16 protein-coding genes are annotated in these 20,912 nt (G+C 64.6%); 8 read left to right on the top strand and 8 right to left on the bottom strand.

Annotated features, from left to right (window positions below; all coding sequences use genetic code 11):
• The first annotated feature begins 25 nt into the window (after positions 1 to 25).
• Positions 26 to 1,051 carry an aldo/keto reductase gene (locus ASC68_RS07120; RefSeq protein ID WP_055876995.1) on the top strand — a complete coding sequence of 342 codons (1,026 nt, stop codon included), beginning with the start codon at positions 26 to 28 and terminating at the stop codon, positions 1,049 to 1,051.
• A gap of 169 nt (positions 1,052 to 1,220) precedes the next feature.
• On the opposite strand, the gene ASC68_RS07115 is transcribed toward ASC68_RS07120, so the two are convergent.
• From ASC68_RS07115 to ASC68_RS07085, 7 genes are all read right to left on the bottom strand, one after another.
• Positions 1,221 to 3,248 (bottom strand): EAL domain-containing protein, encoded by a 2,028-nt coding sequence (locus ASC68_RS07115; protein WP_055876992.1) that lies wholly within the window; start codon positions 3,246 to 3,248, stop codon positions 1,221 to 1,223.
• A gap of 88 nt (positions 3,249 to 3,336) precedes the next feature.
• Positions 3,337 to 4,395, bottom strand: a complete 1,059-nt coding sequence (locus ASC68_RS07110; protein ID WP_055876989.1) for a DUF4185 domain-containing protein — start codon at positions 4,393 to 4,395, stop codon at positions 3,337 to 3,339.
• A gap of 146 nt (positions 4,396 to 4,541) precedes the next feature.
• Positions 4,542 to 5,660, bottom strand: a complete 1,119-nt coding sequence (ugpC, locus tag ASC68_RS07105) for a sn-glycerol-3-phosphate ABC transporter ATP-binding protein UgpC (protein WP_055876986.1) — start codon at positions 5,658 to 5,660, stop codon at positions 4,542 to 4,544.
• 2 nt (positions 5,661 to 5,662) lie between these two features.
• Positions 5,663 to 8,218 carry a GH116 family glycosyl-hydrolase gene (locus tag ASC68_RS07100; protein WP_248310507.1) on the bottom strand — a complete coding sequence of 852 codons (2,556 nt, stop codon included), beginning with the start codon at positions 8,216 to 8,218 and terminating at the stop codon, positions 5,663 to 5,665.
• A gap of 15 nt (positions 8,219 to 8,233) precedes the next feature.
• On the bottom strand, positions 8,234 to 9,088 hold the full coding sequence (locus ASC68_RS07095) for a carbohydrate ABC transporter permease (protein WP_248310506.1): 855 nt from the start codon (positions 9,086 to 9,088) through the stop codon (positions 8,234 to 8,236).
• Between the two features lie 3 nt (positions 9,089 to 9,091).
• Positions 9,092 to 9,988: a sugar ABC transporter permease gene (locus ASC68_RS07090; protein WP_248310505.1), complete on the bottom strand. Its 897-nt coding sequence runs from the start codon at positions 9,986 to 9,988 to the stop codon at positions 9,092 to 9,094.
• 89 nt (positions 9,989 to 10,077) lie between these two features.
• Positions 10,078 to 11,331, bottom strand: coding sequence for a sugar ABC transporter substrate-binding protein (locus ASC68_RS07085; protein WP_055876975.1), 1,254 nt, complete (start codon positions 11,329 to 11,331; stop codon positions 10,078 to 10,080).
• Between the two features lie 289 nt (positions 11,332 to 11,620).
• Between ASC68_RS07085 and ASC68_RS07080 the strand changes: the two genes are divergently transcribed.
• The 6 genes from ASC68_RS07080 to ASC68_RS07055 all read left to right on the top strand — a co-directional run bounded on the left by ASC68_RS07080 (position 11,621) and on the right by ASC68_RS07055 (position 18,315).
• Positions 11,621 to 12,625 (top strand): LacI family DNA-binding transcriptional regulator, encoded by a 1,005-nt coding sequence (locus tag ASC68_RS07080; protein WP_055876970.1) that lies wholly within the window; start codon positions 11,621 to 11,623, stop codon positions 12,623 to 12,625.
• An 86-nt stretch (positions 12,626 to 12,711) separates the two neighbouring features.
• Positions 12,712 to 14,052, top strand: coding sequence for a sugar ABC transporter substrate-binding protein (locus ASC68_RS07075; RefSeq protein WP_055876968.1), 1,341 nt, complete (start codon positions 12,712 to 12,714; stop codon positions 14,050 to 14,052).
• A gap of 172 nt (positions 14,053 to 14,224) precedes the next feature.
• Positions 14,225 to 15,163 carry a sugar ABC transporter permease gene (locus ASC68_RS07070; RefSeq protein ID WP_055876965.1) on the top strand — a complete coding sequence of 313 codons (939 nt, stop codon included), beginning with the start codon at positions 14,225 to 14,227 and terminating at the stop codon, positions 15,161 to 15,163.
• Complete coding sequence (locus tag ASC68_RS07065) at positions 15,156 to 15,992, top strand: carbohydrate ABC transporter permease (protein ID WP_055876962.1); 837 nt, start codon at positions 15,156 to 15,158, stop codon at positions 15,990 to 15,992. Before ASC68_RS07070 ends, ASC68_RS07065 begins: the two co-directional genes overlap by 8 nt.
• 17 nt (positions 15,993 to 16,009) lie before the next feature.
• Entirely contained in the window at positions 16,010 to 17,179 is a 1,170-nt protein-coding gene (locus tag ASC68_RS07060) for a glycoside hydrolase family 172 protein (RefSeq protein ID WP_055876959.1), read from the top strand.
• Between the two features lie 2 nt (positions 17,180 to 17,181).
• The gene (locus ASC68_RS07055; RefSeq protein WP_055876957.1) at positions 17,182 to 18,315 is read left to right on the top strand and encodes a glycoside hydrolase family 172 protein; all 1,134 of its coding nucleotides are present in this window, start codon (positions 17,182 to 17,184) and stop codon (positions 18,313 to 18,315) included.
• A 166-nt stretch (positions 18,316 to 18,481) separates the two neighbouring features.
• On the opposite strand, the gene ASC68_RS07050 is transcribed toward ASC68_RS07055, so the two are convergent.
• Complete coding sequence (locus tag ASC68_RS07050; protein ID WP_055876954.1) at positions 18,482 to 19,696, bottom strand: lytic murein transglycosylase; 1,215 nt, start codon at positions 19,694 to 19,696, stop codon at positions 18,482 to 18,484.
• A 201-nt stretch (positions 19,697 to 19,897) separates the two neighbouring features.
• Between ASC68_RS07050 and ASC68_RS07045 the strand changes: the two genes are divergently transcribed.
• Positions 19,898 to 20,893: an arabinan endo-1,5-alpha-L-arabinosidase gene (locus ASC68_RS07045; RefSeq protein ID WP_055876951.1), complete on the top strand. Its 996-nt coding sequence runs from the start codon at positions 19,898 to 19,900 to the stop codon at positions 20,891 to 20,893.
• The last annotated feature ends 19 nt before the right edge of the window (positions 20,894 to 20,912 follow it).

Genomic DNA, 20,912 nt, shown 5'->3' with positions numbered 1-20,912 from the left:
TCGTCCCCAACCGATTGCCACGACCATGTCCATCAAACTCACCGACCGGCATCGCGTCGGCTCCACCGCCCTCGAACTGCCGCCCATGGGGTTCGGCGCCGCACATCTGGGCGGCATGTACCACCGTGTTTCCGGCGAGACCGCACATGCGACGCTGAAGGCCGCCTGGGATGGCGGGGTGCGCTATTTCGACAGCGCCCCGTTCTACGGCCGCGGCCTCAGCGAGCATCGGGTCGGCGATTTCCTCATCGACCAGCCGCGCGCTGAGTTCCTCCTGACCACCAAGGTCGGTCGCTACTTCCGGCGCCCCGCCGACCCCAAGACCTTCGACCGCACGCCGTGGGGCGGCGGGCTGAACATGGAGATCGTCTGGGACTATTCCTATGACGGGGTGATGCGTTCCTATGAGCAGAGCCTGTTGCGGCTCGGCCTCGACAGCGTCGATGCGCTGTTGATCCACGATCCTGAAGCCTCGCTCGGCAGCAACCCCGATGGGCCGCGCATGGAAGACATGGTGCGCAGCGGCATCAAGGCGCTCGAGGAGCTGAAGGCCTCGGGCCAGATCAAGGCCATCGGCATGGGGCTCAACGCCGCCCCGTCGCTGCTCAGTTTCGCCTCACAGGTACCGCTCGATTTCTCCATCGTCGCCATGCCCTACACCCTGCTCGACCAGTCGGCGCTCGGCACCGGCTTGAAGCGCTGCCTCGAGCACAACATCTCGGTGATCATCGGCGCCCCCTATGCCTCTGGCATCCTCGCCACCGGCCCCGGCCCCAATGCCCGCTACGGCTACGGCATCGCGTCCGACGAAGTGCAGGACAAGGTGCGGCGCATCCAGGCGGTGTGCTTGACGCATGGCGTGTCGCTGCAGGCCGCAGCGCTGCAATTCCCGCTGGCGCACCCCGCAGTGGTCTCGGTCATCCCCGGCGGGGCGAGGCCGGAGGAAGTGACAAGCAATATCGGGTATTTGCAGGAAGCGATCCCGGCAGGGTTTTGGGCGGAGCTCAAGGCGGCGGGGTTGATCGATGCCGGGGCGCCGGTGCCGGTGTGATTGGCCGACAGGCTGGTGTGGGCTGACCCCCACCCCTGTCCCCTCCCCCTAAACAAGGGGAGGGAGACGCTTGCTGGGAAGCTGGTGTTTTGGTCTCCCTCCCCATTCTTAGGGGGAGGGGACAGGGGTGGGGGTCAGCCCGCTCCAGCGCAGCAGTCTGGCCCAACACCTAAGCCGACAACCGCTCCATCCCCGTCGCCACCTCAGCCACGAACGGCCCGGGGATCCCCATGAAGTACCCCTGCGCGTAATCGACCCCGATCGCCTCGAGCGCGGCGAGCACCTCCGCCGTTTCGACGAACTCGGCCACCGTCTTGATGCCGCTGACATGGCCCAGGTGGTTGATGGTTTCGACCACTGCGCGGTCGGTACGATCGTGCAGCATGCCTTTGACGTAGCCGCCATCGATCTTCAGGAAATCCACCGGCAGGCGTTTGAGGTAGTGGAACGACGACATGCCGGCGCCGAAATCGTCGAGCGCGAACTTGCACCCGATCCCCCGGAGCGCCGTGATAAACGCCGCGGCACGGTCGAGATTGGCGACGGCGCTGGTCTCGGTGATCTCGAAGCAGATCAGTTCGGGCGGCACCCCGGTCGTTTGGAACTGCTGCTTCAGGAACGGCAGGAAGGTTTCGTCGCCGATGGCCGGGGCGCTGATATTGATCGCATAGGTGCGCCGATGCGGCTTGGGCTCGAGCGCAATGCGGGTGGCGATGGTCTCGAGGGCGTGGCGCACCACCCAGCGATCGAGCAGCGGCATCAGCCCGAAGCGCTCGGCGGCCGGAATGAAGCGGCCCGGACCGATCAGTTCGCCGCGATCGGCGAGGCGGACCAGGATCTCGCAATGCTCGCCCGCGCCGTCGCGGGCCAGCGGCACGATCTCCTGCGCATAGAGCACGAAACTGTCTTCGTCGAGCGCCCGCTGCAGCCGCCGCACCCAGCCGATATTGCCGGCCATCTCGGCCTGCTCAGCGTCGTCGGGCGAGTAGACATGCACGCGGTTGCGGCCCTTCTCCTTGGCCATGTAGCAGGCAATATCGGCAGCCCGCAGCGCTGTCGCGAGGCTGCCGACGCTGCGGTCGAGCCGCACGAAGCCGACGCTGGCGCTGACGGTGAAATGCTGGTCGTTCCACACGAACGGCATCTGGCTCAGCGTGGTGCGCAGCTGATGCGCGGTGATCAGCGCCTCGTCGACCGAGCCGGTGTTGAGCAGCACGCCGAACTCATCGCCGCCGAGGCGCGCCAGCATGACGCCAGGCCCGAGGATCGCCGGCAGGCGTTCGGCCAGCATGCACAGCAGCTCGTCGCCGGCCGCGTGCCCGCCGGAATCGTTGACCACCTTGAACTGATCGAGATCGACGAACAGCAGCGCCGTGGCCGAGCTGTCGGCGATCGCCTGTTCGACTGCTCGCTCGAAACTGGCGCGGTTGGGCAGCTTGGTCAGCGCATCGTGCGAGGCCCGCCAGGAGAGTTCGTGCTCGATGTTGCGCCGATGCCTGAGGAAGCTGTTGAGCCGCCACAGCGTCAACGCCACGAACAATGCCGCGATGGCGAGGTTGGCAATGAGCAGGCCCGCCTGAACAAAGCGCGTCCCCTGCCCCAGCGAGTTGGAGAACGCATGAGTCAGCGGCGTCACCTGGTCGTTGATGGCATCAAGCCGCTCCGCCCATTCGCGGCGCTGCCAGGGCTGCACCAACGCTGCCCGTGCCATCTCGTCGGCCAGGTCTTCCATCTGGAACAGCGTCGTCTCGGCGTTGCGCCAGTCCTCGATGGCGGCGCTCATGTAGCTGAACCAGGAGAAGTTCTGGAACAGCCAAATCAGCCCGGGAATGTCGTCCGGGTGGTTGCCGCCGCGCCGGAACCCGTCCGCCGCCGCCGCCAGGTCCGGCGGGTTGGCCTCGAGCGCAAGACGGGCTTCATGGTCGCCCAGCGGCGCGCTGAGCGCCTGCCGGTGACGCTCGAGGTAGCTCGATTGGGTGGTATCGATGTAGCGGCTGAGAAAGTAGATCGCGTCATGCTGGCCCTTCGACCACATGCTCTCGCCGGTCACATAGGAGCGCAGCGAGGTCACCATCTGCAAACTGAAGGTGGCGAGGATGGCCTGCGTGACAATGATGGCAATGAAGGGCCACGCAACGGCAACAAGTCTGAGGCTCGACTTCTTGTCGGTGGGCGACGGCCCGCCACGCTTCTGCATGGATCAGCCTGGGTACAATGGTGGGCCAAGGCTACGCGGCCCGGAGTTAACGACTTGACCCAACAGGACTGCGCAGAGTCCGGTAGTTTTACTGATCCGGCGTTAGCGTCGCCTTCATCACGTAGGTGTTGTACGGCCCGAACTGGCTCATCACGAACCAGAAGCTGAGCCCATCCTCGGAAATCCACGACGGCGTCATGTAGGCGCCGTAGGCCTGGGCATAGTCGGAGCCGCGCGCCAGCACCTCGGGCGCCGACCACGGCCCTTCCGGCCGCTCGGCGAAGCGCAGCTCGATCGCCTCCGAGAGCTCGTTGAGCGTCGTGTACATCCAGAGTTTTATCCCTGGGTTCCACACCAGCGAGCCCTCGCCGGCGCCCGGCCTGATCACTTCGGCAGCCTGGGCGCGGTCGCTGACCCAGCCGCTGCCGTCGAAATACTCCCAGGCCCTGGTGTCGAGCAGCTTGTCGGCGGCGACGCGCGCCACCCGCGCGCCGGCAAAGCGGCCACATGGGGTGCCCACGGCATAGACATACTTGCCGTCCTCGTTGCCGGCGCCCGGCTGGGCCGAAAGCGCCAGCATGTTGAAGCTCGATTTGAAGCTGCCGAATTCGTCCGGCCCCGGGCTCCAGGTCTTGCCGCCATCGGTGGACGAGATGAAGCGCGACCAGCTGCAGAGCCACACCCCACCCATCGAGGAGAAGCCATTCACCGACATGTAGTGGAGGTACAGCGTATCGCCGACCGTCACCATGGCGGTCGGGATCTTGGTCTGCTCGCCCTTGAACGCATCCTGGTGCGCCCCCTTGGCGATCTCCACCGCCTTGCCGTCCGTGTCGGTCACCCAGTCATCGATGACGATGCCGTCCGAAGCATCGAGGTCCGAGGTGAAGGCGACCACATTGGAGCGCCAGTTCGGTCCGAAGCGGATGCAGGCATTCTCGTTCCAGCCGAAGGTATCGCCAAAGGCGAGGACGATCTTGCCGCCGATCTCGGCCATGGTGCCAAGATCGGTGCCGCAGATATCCGGGCCCTTCATCGGCGCCGGCGCATTGGGCCCGGTCAGGGCCTTCACTTTTTCGGAGGTGACGCTGTAATCGGCGGCAAGGGTTGGGGTAATGGCGAGGAGTATTGCCAGCGCCGCGGCCAAGGCCCCCTCACCCGCCGCTCCGCGGCGACCTCTCCCCCAGAGGGAGAGGTGAAGCTGCGGCACGATCGCGCCCCACGACCACCTCTCCCTGGGGGGAGAGGTCGGCGCGCAGCGCCGGGTGAGGGGGCCTTTTGTCGAGGTAAGCATCAGGCGATCTTCTTCATGTAATCGTCGGTCCAGGCGCGGGTCGGCTGCAGGGTCAGCCCATTGGCGTCGAACACATGGGTGAAGGCATCGGCAATCTCGAAGCGCAGCGTGTCGCCACGGCTGGTTGCGAGGATGCCGCGCATGGTGGCGGTGACGCTCTCGCCGCCGGCGGTCTTGCCGTGCAGCACCGTCTCCGCGCCGAGCACTTCGGTCGAGACCAGTTGCACCGCCAGCGGGCCGTTGGCGGCGAGGATCAGGTGTTCGGGGCGGATGCCGATGGTCACCGCGTCGCCCAGCTTCGCCGCGCCCTCACGGCGGGCGAGGTTGAGTGTGGGACCGCCTGCGCTGAGCGCCACGCCGAGCCGTTCGCCCGCCTCGGTGACGTTGCCGGAAAAGAAGTTCATCTGCGGCGCGCCTAGGAACCCCGCGACAAACTGGTTGCGTGGCCGGGCATAGAGCTCGATCGGCGCGCCGGCCTGCTCGATCACCCCTTCGCGCAGCACCACGATGCGGTCGGCCATGGTCATGGCCTCGACCTGGTCATGTGTGACGTAGATCATGGTGGTGCCGAGCCGGCGGTGCAGCGCCGAAATCTCCGAGCGCATCTTCACCCGCAGTTCCGCGTCGAGGTTCGACAGCGGTTCATCGAACAGGAACACCTTCGGTTCCTTGACGATGGCCCGGCCGATGGCGACGCGCTGGCTCTGCCCGCCCGATAGCTGGTTGGGCCGGCGCTTCAACAGGTGCTTGATCTGGAGGATCTCCGCCGCCTTGTCGACGCGGGTGGCGATCTCGGGCTTCGCGAGCTTCTGGTTCTCGAGCCCGAAGCGCAGGTTCTCCTCGACGCTCATATGCGGGTAGAGCGCATAGGACTGGAACACCATGGCCATGCCGCGCGCCGAGGGCAGCAGGTGGTCGCAGCGCACGCCGTCGAGCCAGATCTCTCCACCCGAGGTCTCCTCGAGCCCCGAGATCATCCGCAGCAAAGTGGATTTGCCGCAGCCCGAGGGTCCGACGAACACCGTGAAGCTGCCATCCTCGACGGTAAGGTCGATGCCGTGAATGACTTCGAGCGTCTGGAAGCTTTTCCGAACCTGTCTCAGCTCAAGTTGCGCCATGCTCAGCCTCCGATTGTCAGGTCTGCGGCGTCGCCGGCGCCGAGCTTGCGGTCGATGCGGGCACTGGTGCCGGCAAAGGAAAGCGCGGTGAGATCGAGGCTGCCATAGCGGACCTCGAGGCGGACGCGGTTGCCGCTGCGGCTGACGACGCCCCAGCCCTCGCCCACCGACCAGAACCAGCTGCCATCACCCTCAGCCTTCGGCGCAAAGCCGATCTCGCCCTTGGTGAGATCGTAGCTGAGGCCCGACCAGGCATTGACCAGCGCGAAACTCGACATCGAGCGGGCGTAGTAGCTGCCGCACTCGATCTCGTTCCACGGGTTGCGGCGATACCCGTCATGCCGGGCGCGCGCCGTGCGGACGATCGCGAGCCCTTCGTCGGTCAATCCGCGGAAGATCAGGTGTGAAGCGAGCATATATTCGAGCCCGGTCCACACCTCTTCCGAATAGGGCGCCGGCACCGCCGGCTTGGTGGTGCCTTCGGGCCAGGTGGCGATCAGCACGCCGCCTTCATCCTCATAGGCATAGACCCGGCAGGGGTTGAAGTGGCCCTTGAGGTCAGCGCGATAGTTGTGGCGATAGGCCGAGGCGAGCGCCGTCTTCACCTTTTCGGGGTCGAGGAAGCTGCCGAGCCCGGCGAGATCGGCGTGCCACTGGCCGAGGATCTGGTCGGTCGCACAGCCATCGTTGAACTGGTACTTCATCTGGCCGTACTCGTCCGACCAGTAGGTCTCCATGAAACCGTCGGCGATCACCCCGACCTTGCCGCTGGCGTGATCGAACTTTTCGATCAGCGCCTTGTCGCCCAGGTCGGTCTTCTGGATGAAGTAGTCGCCGTTGAACAGCTCGGCGTTGAGATAGTCGGCCCCCGCCTGCCCCATCCGCTCGAGCTCGGCAGCAAATGCCGCATCGCCTGCAGCGCGCCCCATCTCGGCGCCGGCCTTCAACGCCGCGACATACATGGTCGAGAGCCACGAGTTCGGGCCGAACAGTTCCATGTCGAGCGTATGGTGCTGTCGCCCCCACAGGATCCCGGTGCGTTCCGGATCCCACTGGTCCGGATTGTCGGCCGACCAGGCATATTCGAGCGCCGCCTTCACCTTGGGCCAGTAGCGCTTCAGCCACTCCGTATCGCCGGAGATCTTCCAATCGCGAAAGGTCTTGATGATCGAGCCGAACTGGCCGTCGGCGCAGGGGTTGAGCGGGAAAAAGGCCGAGCCGAGCGGGATGATCTGCCGGAAGGTCAGCCCGCCATTGGGCAGCTGGTTATAGGTGTAGTCGGTCTCGCGCAGCGTGCGCTCGAGTCCGGGAAACAGGTAGGGCAGCGTCTGCTGGTAGTTCCAGACGTGGGTGCACGAGCCTTCGCAACTGCCCTCATTGGTGAACTGGCCCTCCCAGGCCCAGAGCTCACCGTTTTCGAGCCGCATTACCGTGGCGGTGCGGAGGATGCTCATGGTGCCCTGCACCGCATCGATGATGTCGACCGGCAGGCTGGTGCCGAACAGCGTATCGCGGAAGGCGAAGGTCGGGGCGCGTAGCTCGTCCCAGCGCGCGAACGCTTCGGCGAGCACCGCGCCGGAGTTCGCCCACTGGCTGGCATAATAGTTGCGCCAGGTTCCGGTCTCGCCATTCACCTGCCCCGGCCGCCAATAGACCTGGCCGACCGGAAAGTGCCAGGCGATGGCGAAGCGCACGGTCTTCGTCTCGCCCGGCGCCACGCTGATCCGGGCGGCGAGCGTGCCGTGTTCGGGCTGGTCGAACATGTTGCGGTTGAGCCGCGGCTTGTCGTAGTGCCGCTCGGGCAGCCGGCCTGCCCTCGCGAACTCGCGCCAGAACAGGTTGAGATCGTCGAACCACTGGCCGCGGAAATGGTAGTCGAGGTGGTCGACATCCCCGGCGTCGGTGGCAATCGAGACGTCGCCCGTCTGCCAATCCGGCAGCTCATCGGCGGCAGTCAGCAGCAGTGATTTCACCCCGCCTGCCTCGGCATAGCTGTGCCGGCCGTTCTGGCAGCCATGGTTCCCCAGCGTCCCGCCGATGGTGTAGTCGACCGGCACCGGGCCGGTATTGGTCACCTCGATCTCGAACATCGCCGCCGGCAGCGAGGAATCGCGCTCGTTGGTCGGGATGAACGGGCTCCAGGCGGTGAGCTTCACCTGCCCCGGAAAGCTCGCATCATGGAACGCCACCTCAGCCACCGGGAAAGTGCCGGTAAAGGTCGTCGCCTCGAAATGCGGCACGCCCGCCAGCGTGTTGCGGTTGGCGCCCCAACCGAAACCGTCGAAGAATTTCCGCGTCGTCGGCGAGCCGGTGGGCAGTCCCTCATAGGGGCCGTTGAGCACCCGGGCATCGAGCAGTTCGCCCCCTGCCTCGGCCTTGATGGCGAAGTGGCTATAGCCGTTGAAACTCTGCAGCCCCGGCCGGTTGCGGATCGACCAGTCGACCAGCCGCCCGCTGCCCGACAGCGCCAGCCCGCCGGCGCCGATGCCGCCGAGCGGGAAAGCGATGTGGCGGGTACGGTCGCCTTCGTAGATGAAACGCGGATCGGTCTTGGTCATCTGAAAATCCATGGGTCAGGCCCGGATGCCTGAGAACGTGACGCCCTCGATCACCATCTTCTGGGCGACGAGGAAGAGGAGGACGACGGGGAGGATGGCCATGCTCATCGCAGCCATGACCACCGACAGGTTTCCCTGGCTCATGTAGCCGCGCAGCAGATCCATCGCGATCGGCAGGGTCATCGCCGCCTGCGACTCGATCAGGGCCCGCGGCTGGAAATAGGAGTTCCAGGCGCCGGTGAAGGTGATGATGGCAAGGGCGCCGAGCGCCGGCATCAGCTGCGGCAGCGAGATACGCCAGAAGATCTTGAAGTAGCCGGCGCCATCCATCAGCGCCGCTTCCTCGAGCTCCTTGGGTTGCGAGCGCAGGAACTGGCGCAGCATGAACACCCCGAAGCTCGAGGTCAGGCCCATCAGCACGAGGCCGAGCGGGTTGTTGAGCAGCCCGAGCTTGGCGTAGCCGAGATAGATCGGCAGGATCGTCACCTGCGCCGGGAACATCAGCCCGATCAGCATGACGAAGAACAGGCTGTCGCGACCGGGGAACCTCAGCCGCGCATAAGCGAAGGCGGCGAGCGTGCAGGTGATGAGCTGGCCGATGGTCACCAGCACCGCAACGTAAAGGCTGTTCCAGTAGATCTTGAGGAACGGCACCGAGGACTCGAGCACCGTCTGGTAGTTGCTCAGATCAAAGCTGGGCGGAAAGAAGCTCGGCGGCATCTTGTAGGCTTCCGGCGCCGGCCGGAACGACATCGAGAACAGCCAGAAGAACGGCATCAGCATCAGGATGCCCATCAGCAGCAGCACCGCGATGATGGCGCTATCGACCCACTTCTTGGCTTCGCGCGTCTGCATGGATCTGGTTTGCATGGCCTACTCCCGCACCCAGCGGCGCGAGCCGATGATCTGGATGATGGTGATGATGAGGACGAGGATCATCATGATGACGCTGACCGCCGCGGCGTAGCCGAGCTCGAAGCTGCCGAACGCCTCGTCGACCAGGTAGATCGACAGCGAGCGGGTGGAATCCCCGGGGCCGCCGCCGGTCAGGATCATGATCGACTCGAACACCTGCAGCGCGCCGATCGAGGCGAAGACGATGCAGAAGAACAGCACCGGCGAGATGAACGGCAGCGTGATGCGGCTGAAGCGGCGCCAGGCGGAGGCGCCATCCATCGAGGCGGCATCCATGATTGGCCTCGGCACGCCCTGCAGCGCCGCGATCAGGATGATCATGAAGAAACCGGTGTTCTTCCACACATCCATGATGACGATCGAGGTCATCGCGAATTTCGACGATGACAGCCACGGCACCTGCGGCAGGCCGATCTGGCCGAGATAGTAGTTTATGACGCCGAAATCGACGCTGTAGAAATAGCTCCACACCACCGCGACGAACGCCGCCGAGATGATCACCGGCAAAAAGAAGGCGAGGCGGAAGAAGTAGAGCAGGAATTTCGGCATCGCCCGGTTCAGCGCCAGCGCCAGGATCAGCCCGACCGCGACGTTGAAGCTCACCGCGAGGAAAGCGAAGCGCAGCGTGTTCCAGAAGATCTCGAGCGAGCGCGGCTCGGTGAGGAAGCGCACATAATTCTCGAACCCCACCCAGTCGGCGCCGAAGCTGATGTCGTAATAGGTGAAGCTGAGGATGATGGTGATGGCCACCGGCGCCAGCACGAACGCCGCGTAGAGCAGGATCGAGGGCAACACGAAGATGTAGCCCGCCTGCATCTGCGCCTTGCGGAGATCGGATAGTCGTCGCTTCGCCATAACCATCTCGGGCCGGAGAAAACTGGAGCGCTCAGGTGAAAGTGCCCGCGCCGGACCCGAGGGTTCGGCGCGGGCAGTCCGGGGGAGGACTACTGGGTGACGCGCTTGATGCGCTCGAACGAGCGGGTCAGTTCCTGGTCCGCCTTGGCGACGGCATCAGGAATGGTCATTTCGTCGGTCATGATGGCGTTGAAATACCGCATGAAAATCTGGTCGACTTCCTGGAAATTGGCGGGCGACGGCACCGCATGGGTGGTCGGCAGCGTCTCGTAGTAGAGCGGCGCCGACGGCGGGAACTTCAGGAAATTCTCGGTCTCGGCCGCCGACTTGCGGCCCGGCACGGCGCCGCCCAGATCGCCTTCAGCCACCTGCGTCTCGTAGCTCAGGAGTTCCGTGACCAGCGCCTTGGCCAGTTCCGGGTTCTGCGCCTTGGACGAAATGCCATAGGCGCCGAAGCCGATGACGGTGTCGTTGCTCACCTTGCCCGGCTGGGTGGCGATATCCATGTCGAGCTTTGACGAGATGGCGTTCTGCACGATCCAGTGACCCCGCGAGATCATGGCGATCTGGCCGGCGAAGAACTGGTTCTCGACGCCCTCCTGCCCCGGCACCGGCGACACCTTCTTGACGTGGATCAGGTCGTAGAGGAACTGCAGCGTCTCGGCGACCTTGGGGTCCTTCATGTTGGAGGCCGACCAATCCGCGGTCACCGGCGAGGTGCCGTTGGAGAGGAACCACGGCATCAGCCCGAAGAAGAAGGCCGGCACCTCGTAGCCGAACTGGGTGACATTGCCGTTGGTGTCGCGCTTGGTCAGCTTTTCGGCGATGGCGGCGAACTCGTCCCACGTCCAGGTCTTGCTGGGCGCTTCGATACCGGCCTCAGCGAACAGCGCCCGGTTGTAGTTCGTCATGATGTTGTTCCAGGTCGAGGGGATGAAGTAGGTCTTCCCCTTGTACTTGGTCAGGTCGAACAGCTTGGCGTCGAAGTCGGAGAAGTCGCCGGTCGCGATATAGTCGTCGAGCGGAATGAACAGGTCGCGCGCCGCAAAGCTCTGCAGCGTCTCCACCGCCGTATGGTAGACATCATACTGCTCGCCGGCATTGTATTGCTGCAAGACGCGCGACACGAAATCGCCCCAGCCGCCACCCACTGCATCGACGCCGATCTCGACCTCGACATTGGGGTATTTGGCGTTGAAGCGGGTCACCGCGTCCTGCGTCGATTTGAGCTGCGCTTCGCCGCCAAAGGTCATCAGCCGCAGCTTGCCCGCTTCATCGGACTGGGCCAGCGCAGGCGATACCAGCCCGGCCGTGAGCAGCAGAGCCGCCAGTAATTTCTTCATCTCGTCCCTCCTCTGTCCGGCGTTTCGACAAAGCTTCGCCGGCGCTGGATCGCGGGTTTTTCACCGCGTCCGCTGTTGAAAAGCCATCCGCACCCGGAAAACCGCCGAAAACTGGCGTCCGACTTCAGAGTGCGCTGATTAAACCATTGTGATCGTTCAGGTATTTCTCCCATCGCGGGGTTGTCCCCGTCTTCTGGCGAGAGCGAACGTAACAGCTGTGAATGGATTTGCAAATGCATTCACAAATCCATTTGCATGCGTCTTTCGTTTGGTGCTAGCCGTTGCCGCCATGAGCACGATCTCAAAGGTTGCCGAACGGGCAGGCGTGTCGCGGACCACGGTCTCGCATGTGATCAACCACGCCAATCGGGTGTCGAAGCCGCTGCGCGAAAAGGTGCAGGCGGCGATCGATGAGCTCGGCTATTCGCCCAATCCGCAGGCCAAGAGTTTGCGGACGGGGCGCACCAACCTGATCGCCATGCTGATCCCCGATATCGGCAACCCGTTCTACACCGAGATGGTGAAGGCGGCGCAGGCGGCACTCGAGGAGGCCGGGCTCGACGCGCTGATCTACAATACCGACGTGCCGGGCGGAAACTGGCAGACGCATGGCCGCGATTACCTGCGCCAGCTCAACAAGAAGCGCGTCGATGGCCTGCTGGTCGGCGATTTCGCCCTGCACGGCATCAACGAGGAGCTCTTGAAGCTCGACACCCCGACGGTGTTCATCGGCCAGCTCGCCAGCCACGCCGTCGACAGCGTCAAAGTCGACGATTACGGCGGCGGCTACATGGTCGGCAAGCACTTTGCCGAACGCGGGCACAAGACGGTGGTGCAGATCACCGGGCCTGAGAATTTCGAGTCCGCCATGGCCCGCGCCGATGGCTTCGAACAGGCCCTCAGGGACCACAAGGTCAAGGTCAAGAAGGCCCAGCGCTACACCGGCACCTACCTGCCGCCCTCCGGTCGCGAGGCAGCGCAGTGGATCGCGCAACTGAGCGGCGAGGACAAGCCGAGCGCCGTGTTCATTGGCAATTACCTGATGGCGATGGGTGCGCTGGCCGAGTTCCACGACCAGGGCGTCCGCGTCCCCGACGATATTGCCGTCGCCATTTTCGGCGACCTGCCGCAGCTCGAATATGTGAGGCCCAACCTCACCCGAGCCGGCGAAAACCCAGGCGCGCTGGCTCGGCGCGCCGTTGAAATGCTGCTCGACCGCCTCAACGGCAAGTTCGACGGCCCGCCGCGCACCGAGGTCATCCCCTGTGCGCTGCGCACCTTCGAGTCGGCCTAGCCGGACGAAGAATAACCAAGCGCGGCCGTTTCGGGGGAGGTGGCCGCGTCCCGGACGACAACACCAAAGCTCCAGGGAGGAGTGAGATGACTCTTACGTCCAACATGCCGTCGGGATGGTCCCGCCGGTCCATCCTCAAGGGCGGCGCCGCACTGGGCGCTGCCGGCCTTGCCCTGCCGTTCGCCGGCAAGGCGTTCGCTCAGGACAACACGCTCAGCTTCTGGCAGTTCTATGCCCCCGGCGGCGATGTGAAGCCACAAGTCGACTGGTTCGTGAAGATGGTGGCCGATTGGAACGCCACCCAATCCGAGCAGGTCGCGCTCGAATATGTGGTGGGCTCCGAATATATCGGCGGCACCAAGCTCGCGACCTCGTTCGCCTCGGGCCAGGGGCCGGATATCTTCATCATCTCGCCCGGCGATTTCCTGCGCTACTACAATGGCGGCGTGCTGCAGGACCTGACCCCGGCAATCGAGGAAGCGGCCCGCGCCGATTTCCCCGAAAGCGTCATCGCCAACCGCATGGTCGACGGCAAGATCTTCGGCGTGCCGATGGAAGTCGAGCCGATGGCCTTCTACTACTCGGTCAAGGCGTTCGAGGAGGCCGGGCTCAACGAGAACGATGTGCCCACCACCTGGGACCAGTTGCTCGAAGTGGGGAAGAAACTGACCACGGCAGAGCGCTATGGCGTGCTGTTCGAGACCAACCCGGGCTACTACCAGAACTTCACCTGGTACCCCTTCATGTGGCAGGGCGGCGGCGAATTCCAGTCGGCTGAAGGCAAGTCCGCCTTCGACTCGCCGGCAACCGTCGCAGCGCTGAAGCTCTGGCAGGATGCGGTCAATTCCGGCGCCGCGCCGCGCCAGATGCTCGGCGGTGGCGGCGGCGATATCGTCGCCAACCTCGGCTCCGGCTACTGCGCCATGCAGAATGTCGGCATCTGGGGCATCTCGGCGATGGACAACAACGCCCCCGACGTTCCCTACGGCATCTTCAAGCTGCCGGTACCGACTGGCGGCAAGTACGTCACGGTCGGTGGCGGCTGGGCCTTCGTCGCCAATTCCAAGGGCAAGAACCCGGAAGCCGCGGCAAAGTTCATCGCCTGGGCGCTGGCCTCGATGGCGCCGGATTCGGTGCAGCGCGTGGTCGATTGGTGCACGGTGGCGAAGTCCGACATGCCGCCGCGCAACTCGGCGCTGGCTGCCGGTGGCGATGCCTTCAACAAGGGCAATATGGGGATCTTCGGCACCCAGATCCATCCGGGAACCCGGGCCGAGCCGCGGGTGCCGCCGGAGGTCTACAAGATCATCTCCGACGCCATCCAGCAGAGCCAGCTCGGCGGCGCCGACCCGCAGGCAACGGCCACCGCCGCCAGCCAGCAGCTCGACGCCTTCCTCGCGTCTTACTCGGGCGCACCGATCCTGTAAGGGAAGCCACGACGGCTTCGCTCCCCTCCCCTTGAGGGGAGGGGTGGGGGGTGGGGGTCCATCGGTGATCACTGAACCACCCCCTCCCTCAATCCCTCCCCTCCTAGCGGACGCGGTAGCGCCGCGGGGGGAGGGAGGCGACAGCCACATGATCCTGTGTTCGGAGTGACCAGTGACTGAGATCACAACTACGGCGGCGGGCGACAAGCCCGCTGCCATCCGGCTCACCACGAGGCAGCGCGAGGCCATTGCCGGCGTGCTGTTCGTCGCGCCCGACGCCATCGGCCTGATGCTGTTCATCGGCCTGCCGATGCTCCTGGCGCTCGGCATCTCGGTGTTCGAGGTCGACGGCTTCGGCGGCTTCAAGTTCGTCGGGCTCGCCAACTACTTGAAGATGTGGGGTGACCCGCTGTTCTGGTCGTCGCTGCGCGTCACCGGGCAGTTCACCCTCATGCTGGTGCCCCTGCTCTATGTCAGCGGGCTGGGCCTGGCGTTGCTGGTGCAGCGCACCAGCAAGTTCAACACCGTGATGCGCTCGATGTTCTTCGCGCCGCAGATGGTCAGCCTCGTCGTCGTGGCCCTGGTCTGGCAGCTGATGGTGGTCGACAAGCTCGGCGTCCTCACCCGCTTCGCCGCCTCGATCGGGCTCGGCGGCATTTCTTTCCTCGGCGACCCGAACCTGGCCCTGTTCACCGTGACGCTCGCCGCGGTGTGGTTCCTGATGGGCTTTTACATGCTGATCTTTTTGGGCGGCCTGCAGGACATCCCCAAGGAGTATTACGAGGCGGCGCGCATCGATGGCGCGAGCGCCACGCAGAGCTTCTGGTTCATCACCCTGCCCTTGCTGCGCCCCACCAGCTTCTTCGTGCTGCTGGTCTCGGCCGTCGCCGCCATCACCGGCGCGCAGGCCTTCGACCTGATCTACGTGATGACCAAGGGCGGGCCGGCCAATTCGACGGCGCTCCTGATCAGCTACATCTACCAGCAGGCCTTCCAGTACTCCGCCTTCGGCTATGCCGCGGCGCTGGCGACGCTCCTCGTGGTGCTGCTGATGGTGGTCACGGTGTTCTTCTTCTTCCTCACCCGGGGCGGACGGTTCGATTATGAGTAGCGCAAGCCTTTCCCGTTCGCAGGCCAATGTCGTCCGGCTGGTCTGGATGCTGGTGACAGTGGTGCTCGCCGTGATGGCGATCTTCCCGCTGCTCTACATGCTGTCGATCGCCTTCAAGGGCCCGACCGAGGTGTTCAAGTCGAACCTCATTCCATCGAAACCCGTGCTCGACAACTTCATCTACGTGCTGACCGAGGTGCCGTTCTGGCGCTACCTGATCAACACCTTCATCATCTCCGCCGTGGTGACGGTGGTGGCTTTGTTCTTCCACACCATGGCCGGCTACGCCCTGGCGCGGCTGAAGTTCCCGGGCCGCGAGGCAGTGTTCCTCGCCATGTTCTCGACCTTCCTCGTGTCGCTGCCGGTGATCATCGTGCCGCTGTTCATCCTGGTGCGCTCGATGGGCATGCTGAACTCCTATGCCGGGCTGATCGTCCCGGCGATCTTCAACGCCTTCGGCATATTCCTGCTCCGCCAATACTACCTGTCGCTGCCCAAGGAGCTCGAGGAAGCCGCGGTGATCGATGGCGCCGGCTATTGGCGCATCTACACCAGCGTCATCCTGCCCTTGAGCCGGCCGATCATCGCGGCGCTGGCGATACTGTTCTTCCTCGCCAATTGGAACTCGTTCCTCTGGCCGCTCACCGTCGCCTCCGACCAGAACCTGTGGGTCGTGCAGGTGGCCATCGCCAACTTCAAGAGCCAGTACGCCGCCAGCTGGAACTACACCATGGCCGCCTCGACCATCGTCGCGGTGCCGATGCTGGTGCTGTTCGTGATCTTCCAGAAGCAGATCATGGACTCGATCAAGACCAGCGGCCTCAAATAGGTCCCAAGGAGATCTCTATGACCAATGCGGGCCTCTCGCCGCTACGGGGACTAGCCAAGCTGCGCGAGGCGCAGAGCCGGCGCTTTTCGAGCTACGACCGCACCGGCGGCAATGATGACCGGCTGCATATCGAACCGGGGAAGACCGTCGTGATCGCCGAGCACCAGGGCGCCGGCATCATCACCCATATCTGGGCCACCCTCGCCTCGTCGGCCGACCACTATCTGAGAAAGATCGTGCTGCGCGCCTATTGGGACGGCGAGACCGAACCGAGCGTCGAGACCCCGATCGGCGATTTCTTCGGCATGGGCCACGCCAAAACCAGGAACTTCGCCTCGCTGCCGGTGCAGGCGAGCCCTCAGGATGGCAAGGCTTTCAACTGCTACTTCCCGATGCCGTTCGGCAGCTCGATGCGGCTCACCATCACCAACGAGTCCGAGGTCGACCTGCTGTTCTACTACTATGTCGATCTCGAGCTGCACGATCGGCTCGAAGACGGCATGGGGCGCTTCCACGCCCAGTATCGGCAGGATCGGCCGGCGGGAGTCAGCGAGGCCGGCAAGACCAACGAGCAGCATCTGTTCGGCGGCGAGAATGTCGACGGCAAGCGCAACTACCTGATCCTCGATGCCGAAGGCCACGGCCACTATGTCGGCGTGCTGTTCTCGGTCCAGTCGCAGCGCCTGTCGCGGTCCTGGGATTGGTACGGCGAAGGCGACGACATGATCTGGATCGACGGCGCCCCCGGCCTCTCGGTGCCCGACACGGTGCGCAAGCCCGATCCGCGCATCGGCTCGAAAGCCGCGCTGATCGAGCCGCGCCCGGAAAGCGCCCCTGGCGCCAACGACCAGTGGCCGCCGACCCTGCATGGCACCGGCACCGAGGATTATTTCAACACCGCCTGGTGCCCCACTGAAGAATACTCGGCGCCCTATCACGGCATCATCGCCGCCGGCGGCCCGAACTGGACCGAGCCGGTGACGCTCTATCGCTGGCACATCGAGGACCCCTTGATCTTCAAGGAGCGCATCAAGGTCAGCATCGAGCACGGCCACGCCAATGGCCGCTCCGACGACATCTCGTCGGTGGCGTTCTGGTATCAGGCCGAGCCGCACAAGCCGTTCGATCCGCTACCCCCGGTTGCCGAGCGCATCCCCCATTTCCGCTATCCATTCCAGGGACAATGAAAATGACTACGCCGTTCAACGGACTTGGCGTCAACCTCTCGAACCTCTACCGGCTGTCGCCGGCCAGGACCCGCTCGATCTCGCCCGAGAATTTCACCGGCGAGAAGGGTAAGGGCGGCATGGCCACCGAAGGCACCGGCGCCGTGCACGCCAAGGGGCTCGGCCCCGACGGCAATGGCCAGGGCTGGAAGGTATCGCCCTCGATCCGGATCGAACCGGGCGAAACCCGCGTCCTTGCCGATATCGAGGGCATGGGCGCCATCCAGCAGATCTGGCTGACCACGGCGAACCTGCGCTGGCGGAGCCTCATCATCCGCATGTGGTGGGACGATCAGGAGAACCCCTCGGTCGAGGCGCCGCTCGGCGATTTCTTCTGCATGGGCTGGGGCCAGTTCGCCCAGATCAACTCGCTCGCCGTCTGCGTCAACCCCGGCCGCGCCTTCAACTGCTACTGGGAAATGCCGTTCCGCAAGGCCGCGCGCATCGAGATCGAGAACACCGACCCCGACGATTTCGGCATCATCTACTACCAGATCAACTACACCCTGACCGAGGTGCCCGAGGACGCGGCCTATTTCCACGCCAAGTTCCGTCGCACCAACCCCCTGCCCTACGGCACCGATTACACCATCCTCGATGGCATCAAGGGGCGGGGCCACTATGTCGGCACCTACATGGCCTGGGGGGTGAACAATTCCGGCTGGTGGGGTGAAGGCGAGATCAAGTTCTTCATGGATGGGGACAAGCAGTTCCCCACCATCTGCGGCACCGGCACCGAGGACTATTTCTGCGGCGCCTATAATTTCGATGGCGGCGTGGTCGATGCCACCATGGACAGCCGCTATCGCGAGTTCTCCACCCCCTATGCCGGCCTGCCACAGGTGCTGCGGCCCGACGGCACCTATCGCAGCCAAACCCGCTTCGGCATGTATCGCTGGCACCTGAGCGACCCGATCCGCTTCGAGAGCGATTTGAAGGTCACCATCCAGGCGCTCGGCTGGCGCACCGAAAACCGCAACACCCGCCGCTACCTGCCGCTGCAGGACGACATCGCCTCGGTGGCGTTCTGGTACCAGACCCTGCCGACGGCGCCGTTCGAAGCGCTGCCGGGGCCGGATTATCTTGAGGTGATTTGAGGGGTTTACTGAAAGGCCGGCGCGGGCTGACCCCCACCCTTAATCCCTCCCCGCAAGGGGGAGGGAGACGCAGACTGCTAGGCCAGTGTTTTGGTCACCCTCCCCCTTGCGGGGAGGGGACAGGGGTGGGGGTCAGCCCGCACCGGCCATCTAGTCGAAAACCGCCTCAGCTCAACGCGTTCAGCAGATTCCCCGACACATGCCCATCCGGCAGCAGCCCCGCCCGCGTCTGCCAGTCGATCACTGCCGCGCGCGTCTTCGGCCCGATCTCGCCATCGGGCTTGCCGATCTCATAGCCCTTCTTCAAGAGCTTCGCCTGCACCTGCTTCCGGCCATCGGCGTTGAGCGCCGTGTCCTTCGGCCAGGCGACCGAAAAGCCCTTGCCGCCGAGGATCCGGTCGGCGAGGTGGCCGACGGCCAGCGCATAGCTGTCGGAATTGTTGTAGCGCTTGATCACCCCGAAATTCGGCAGCACGGCGAACACCGGGCCGTTGCCGCCCATCGGCATGTAGAGCCGGGCGGTATCGCTGTCGCGCGGGAACGGCTTGCCGTTGGCGCGGACGACGCCGACGCCGCGCCAGTCGCCCAGGGTCGCGGTGAGGCCTTGCCAGACATTCTGGTAGTTGAAGTCGCGCGCGAGCTTTACCTCGTAACCCCAGGTTTCCCCTGCTCGCCAGCCGAACGACTTCAGGTAGTTGGCGATCGAAGCCTGCGCGTCGGGCACCGAGCCCCAGATGTCCTTGTGGCCATCGCCCTTGAAGTCGACGGCATACTTCATGAAGCTCGACGGCATGAACTGCGGCAGGCCCATGGCGCCGGCCCACGAGCCGACCATGTCCTTGGCGCGCACATGCCCGCCCTCGAGGATCTCGAGCGAGGTGATCAGCTCGGAGCCGAAGAAATCGGTGCGATAGCCGCCATAGGCCAGCGTCGCCAGCGCATGCACCGTGTTGGTGCCGCCCAGGAACCCGCCGAAATTGGTCTCGATGCCCCAGATGGCGAGGATGATCTCGCCCTGCACGCCGTAGCGCTCGCTCACTGCCTTCAGCGTCTCGGCCCATTCGCCGCGCATCTCGTGCCCGGTGCCGATGCGCGCGTCGCTGACCCGCTTCACCACATAGTCGGCGGCGGTGGAGACGAATTCCGGCTGCTTCTTGCTGAGCTCGAGCACCGAGCCGATCGGCTTGAAATCGCCCATCGCGATGTCGAACACCCGCTTCGACACGCCGCGCGCCTTGGCCCGCTGCCAGGTCTGGTCGACGAAGCCACCGACGCTGGCAAAGGCCGGCGTGAACGCCGACGAAGCGATCAGCGCAGCAGCGCCAATACCGAAACTACGACGGGAAACAGAGAATTCGATGGGCTTGTTTACGCGGTACATGAAGGCGCCTCTGCACAAGAGGGGCGGCCCGGATAGAACGCTGGGCCGATCTGCCGGCACAATTGGCCGACGGTTTCTCGTCTATTCTCCTGAACGAAATTAAGATCGCGTTACCCACGTGTTCCCGATCGCGTGATCGGTTGACACCCGCCGCCAATCTCTGGGATGCCTTCGCCCCTTTCATCGCGTCGGAGGAGTGCGATGTTTCGATCCCTTGCGGTGGCCACGCTGCTCTGCGGCCTCGTGTCGCCGGCGCTGGCCGCCGATGTGCAGCCGACGCTGACCGGCGACATCAGGATCCATGACCCCACGGTGATCGAGGTCGACGGCAAATTCGTCGCCTTCCAGACCGGACAGGAGGGCGGGCTCTATCGCGGCGCCATTCGCGCCAAGACCTCGCCGGATGGCATTGCCTGGACCGACGCCGGATCGATCGGCAAGGGCGTCCCCAAATGGGAGCGGAAGGAACTCGGCTACCAGTCGCTCAACATCTGGGCGCCATCGGTCAGCAGGCACGGCGAGACCTGGAACCTCTACTATTCGGTGTCCTCGTTCGGCATCAACACCAGCGCCATCGGGCTGATGACCAATGCCGCGCTCGACCTCGAGAAACCCGGCGAGGGCTGGGAGGATCAGGGCCTGGTGCTCAAATCCAACGGCAAGGACAGCTGGAACGCCATCGACCCCTGGCGCATCGACCTCAGCGACGGCCGCGCCTTCCTTGCCTATGGCTCGTTCTGGGACGGCATCAAAATGCGGGAGCTCGATCCGGCCTCTGGCAAGCTGCTCACGCCGGATACCCCGACCCATGACCTCGCCTCACGCCAGGGCGCCGGCATCGAAGCGGCCAGCATTCTCGAGCACGAGGGGCGGTTCTACCTGTTCGTGTCGTTCGACCAGTGCTGCAAGCAGCTCGACAGCACCTACAACATGCGCGTCGGCCGCGCCGACGCAGTGACCGGTCCCTATCTCGATCGCGACGGCAAGCCGATGCTCGCGGGCGGCGGCACCCTGCTTCTGGGCAAGACCGGCCGCTTCATCGGTCCCGGCGGGCAGGAAGCCATCGTCACCTCAAAGGGCGAGATGCTCGCCTACCACTATTACGACGGTGACGACCTCGGCGTGTCGAAACTCCAGTTCTCGCCCCTCCGATGGACCGCTGATGGCTGGCCCGAGCTCGATGCATTACCGGAGTAGAGCGGGCCGGGCCGCCGGC

Origin of the sequence: Devosia sp. Root105 (assembly GCF_001424865.1) — a bacterium.
In the GTDB taxonomy this organism is placed as follows: Bacteria; Pseudomonadota; Alphaproteobacteria; order Rhizobiales; family Devosiaceae; genus Devosia_A.
This window is presented reverse-complemented; position numbering and strand designations above follow the sequence as displayed.

What these genes read in the sequence shown, in the direction of transcription:
- ASC68_RS07120 (WP_055876995.1), top strand. Translation starts at nt 26, where the DNA reads ATGTCCATCAAACTCACCGACCGGCATCGCGTCGGCTCCACCGCCCTC.
- ASC68_RS07115 (WP_055876992.1), bottom strand. Translation starts at nt 3,248, where the DNA reads ATGCAGAAGCGTGGCGGGCCGTCGCCCACCGACAAGAAGTCGAGCCTC.
- ugpC (WP_055876986.1), bottom strand. Translation starts at nt 5,660, where the DNA reads ATGGCGCAACTTGAGCTGAGACAGGTTCGGAAAAGCTTCCAGACGCTC.
- ASC68_RS07100 (WP_248310507.1), bottom strand. Translation starts at nt 8,218, where the DNA reads ATGACCAAGACCGATCCGCGTTTCATCTACGAAGGCGACCGTACCCGC.
- ASC68_RS07095 (WP_248310506.1), bottom strand. Translation starts at nt 9,088, where the DNA reads ATGCAAACCAGATCCATGCAGACGCGCGAAGCCAAGAAGTGGGTCGAT.
- ASC68_RS07090 (WP_248310505.1), bottom strand. Translation starts at nt 9,988, where the DNA reads ATGGCGAAGCGACGACTATCCGATCTCCGCAAGGCGCAGATGCAGGCG.
- ASC68_RS07085 (WP_055876975.1), bottom strand. Translation starts at nt 11,331, where the DNA reads ATGAAGAAATTACTGGCGGCTCTGCTGCTCACGGCCGGGCTGGTATCG.
- ASC68_RS07080 (WP_055876970.1), top strand. Translation starts at nt 11,621, where the DNA reads ATGAGCACGATCTCAAAGGTTGCCGAACGGGCAGGCGTGTCGCGGACC.
- ASC68_RS07075 (WP_055876968.1), top strand. Translation starts at nt 12,712, where the DNA reads ATGACTCTTACGTCCAACATGCCGTCGGGATGGTCCCGCCGGTCCATC.
- ASC68_RS07065 (WP_055876962.1), top strand. Translation starts at nt 15,156, where the DNA reads ATGAGTAGCGCAAGCCTTTCCCGTTCGCAGGCCAATGTCGTCCGGCTG.
- ASC68_RS07060 (WP_055876959.1), top strand. Translation starts at nt 16,010, where the DNA reads ATGACCAATGCGGGCCTCTCGCCGCTACGGGGACTAGCCAAGCTGCGC.
- ASC68_RS07055 (WP_055876957.1), top strand. Translation starts at nt 17,182, where the DNA reads ATGACTACGCCGTTCAACGGACTTGGCGTCAACCTCTCGAACCTCTAC.
- ASC68_RS07050 (WP_055876954.1), bottom strand. Translation starts at nt 19,696, where the DNA reads ATGTACCGCGTAAACAAGCCCATCGAATTCTCTGTTTCCCGTCGTAGT.
- ASC68_RS07045 (WP_055876951.1), top strand. Translation starts at nt 19,898, where the DNA reads ATGTTTCGATCCCTTGCGGTGGCCACGCTGCTCTGCGGCCTCGTGTCG.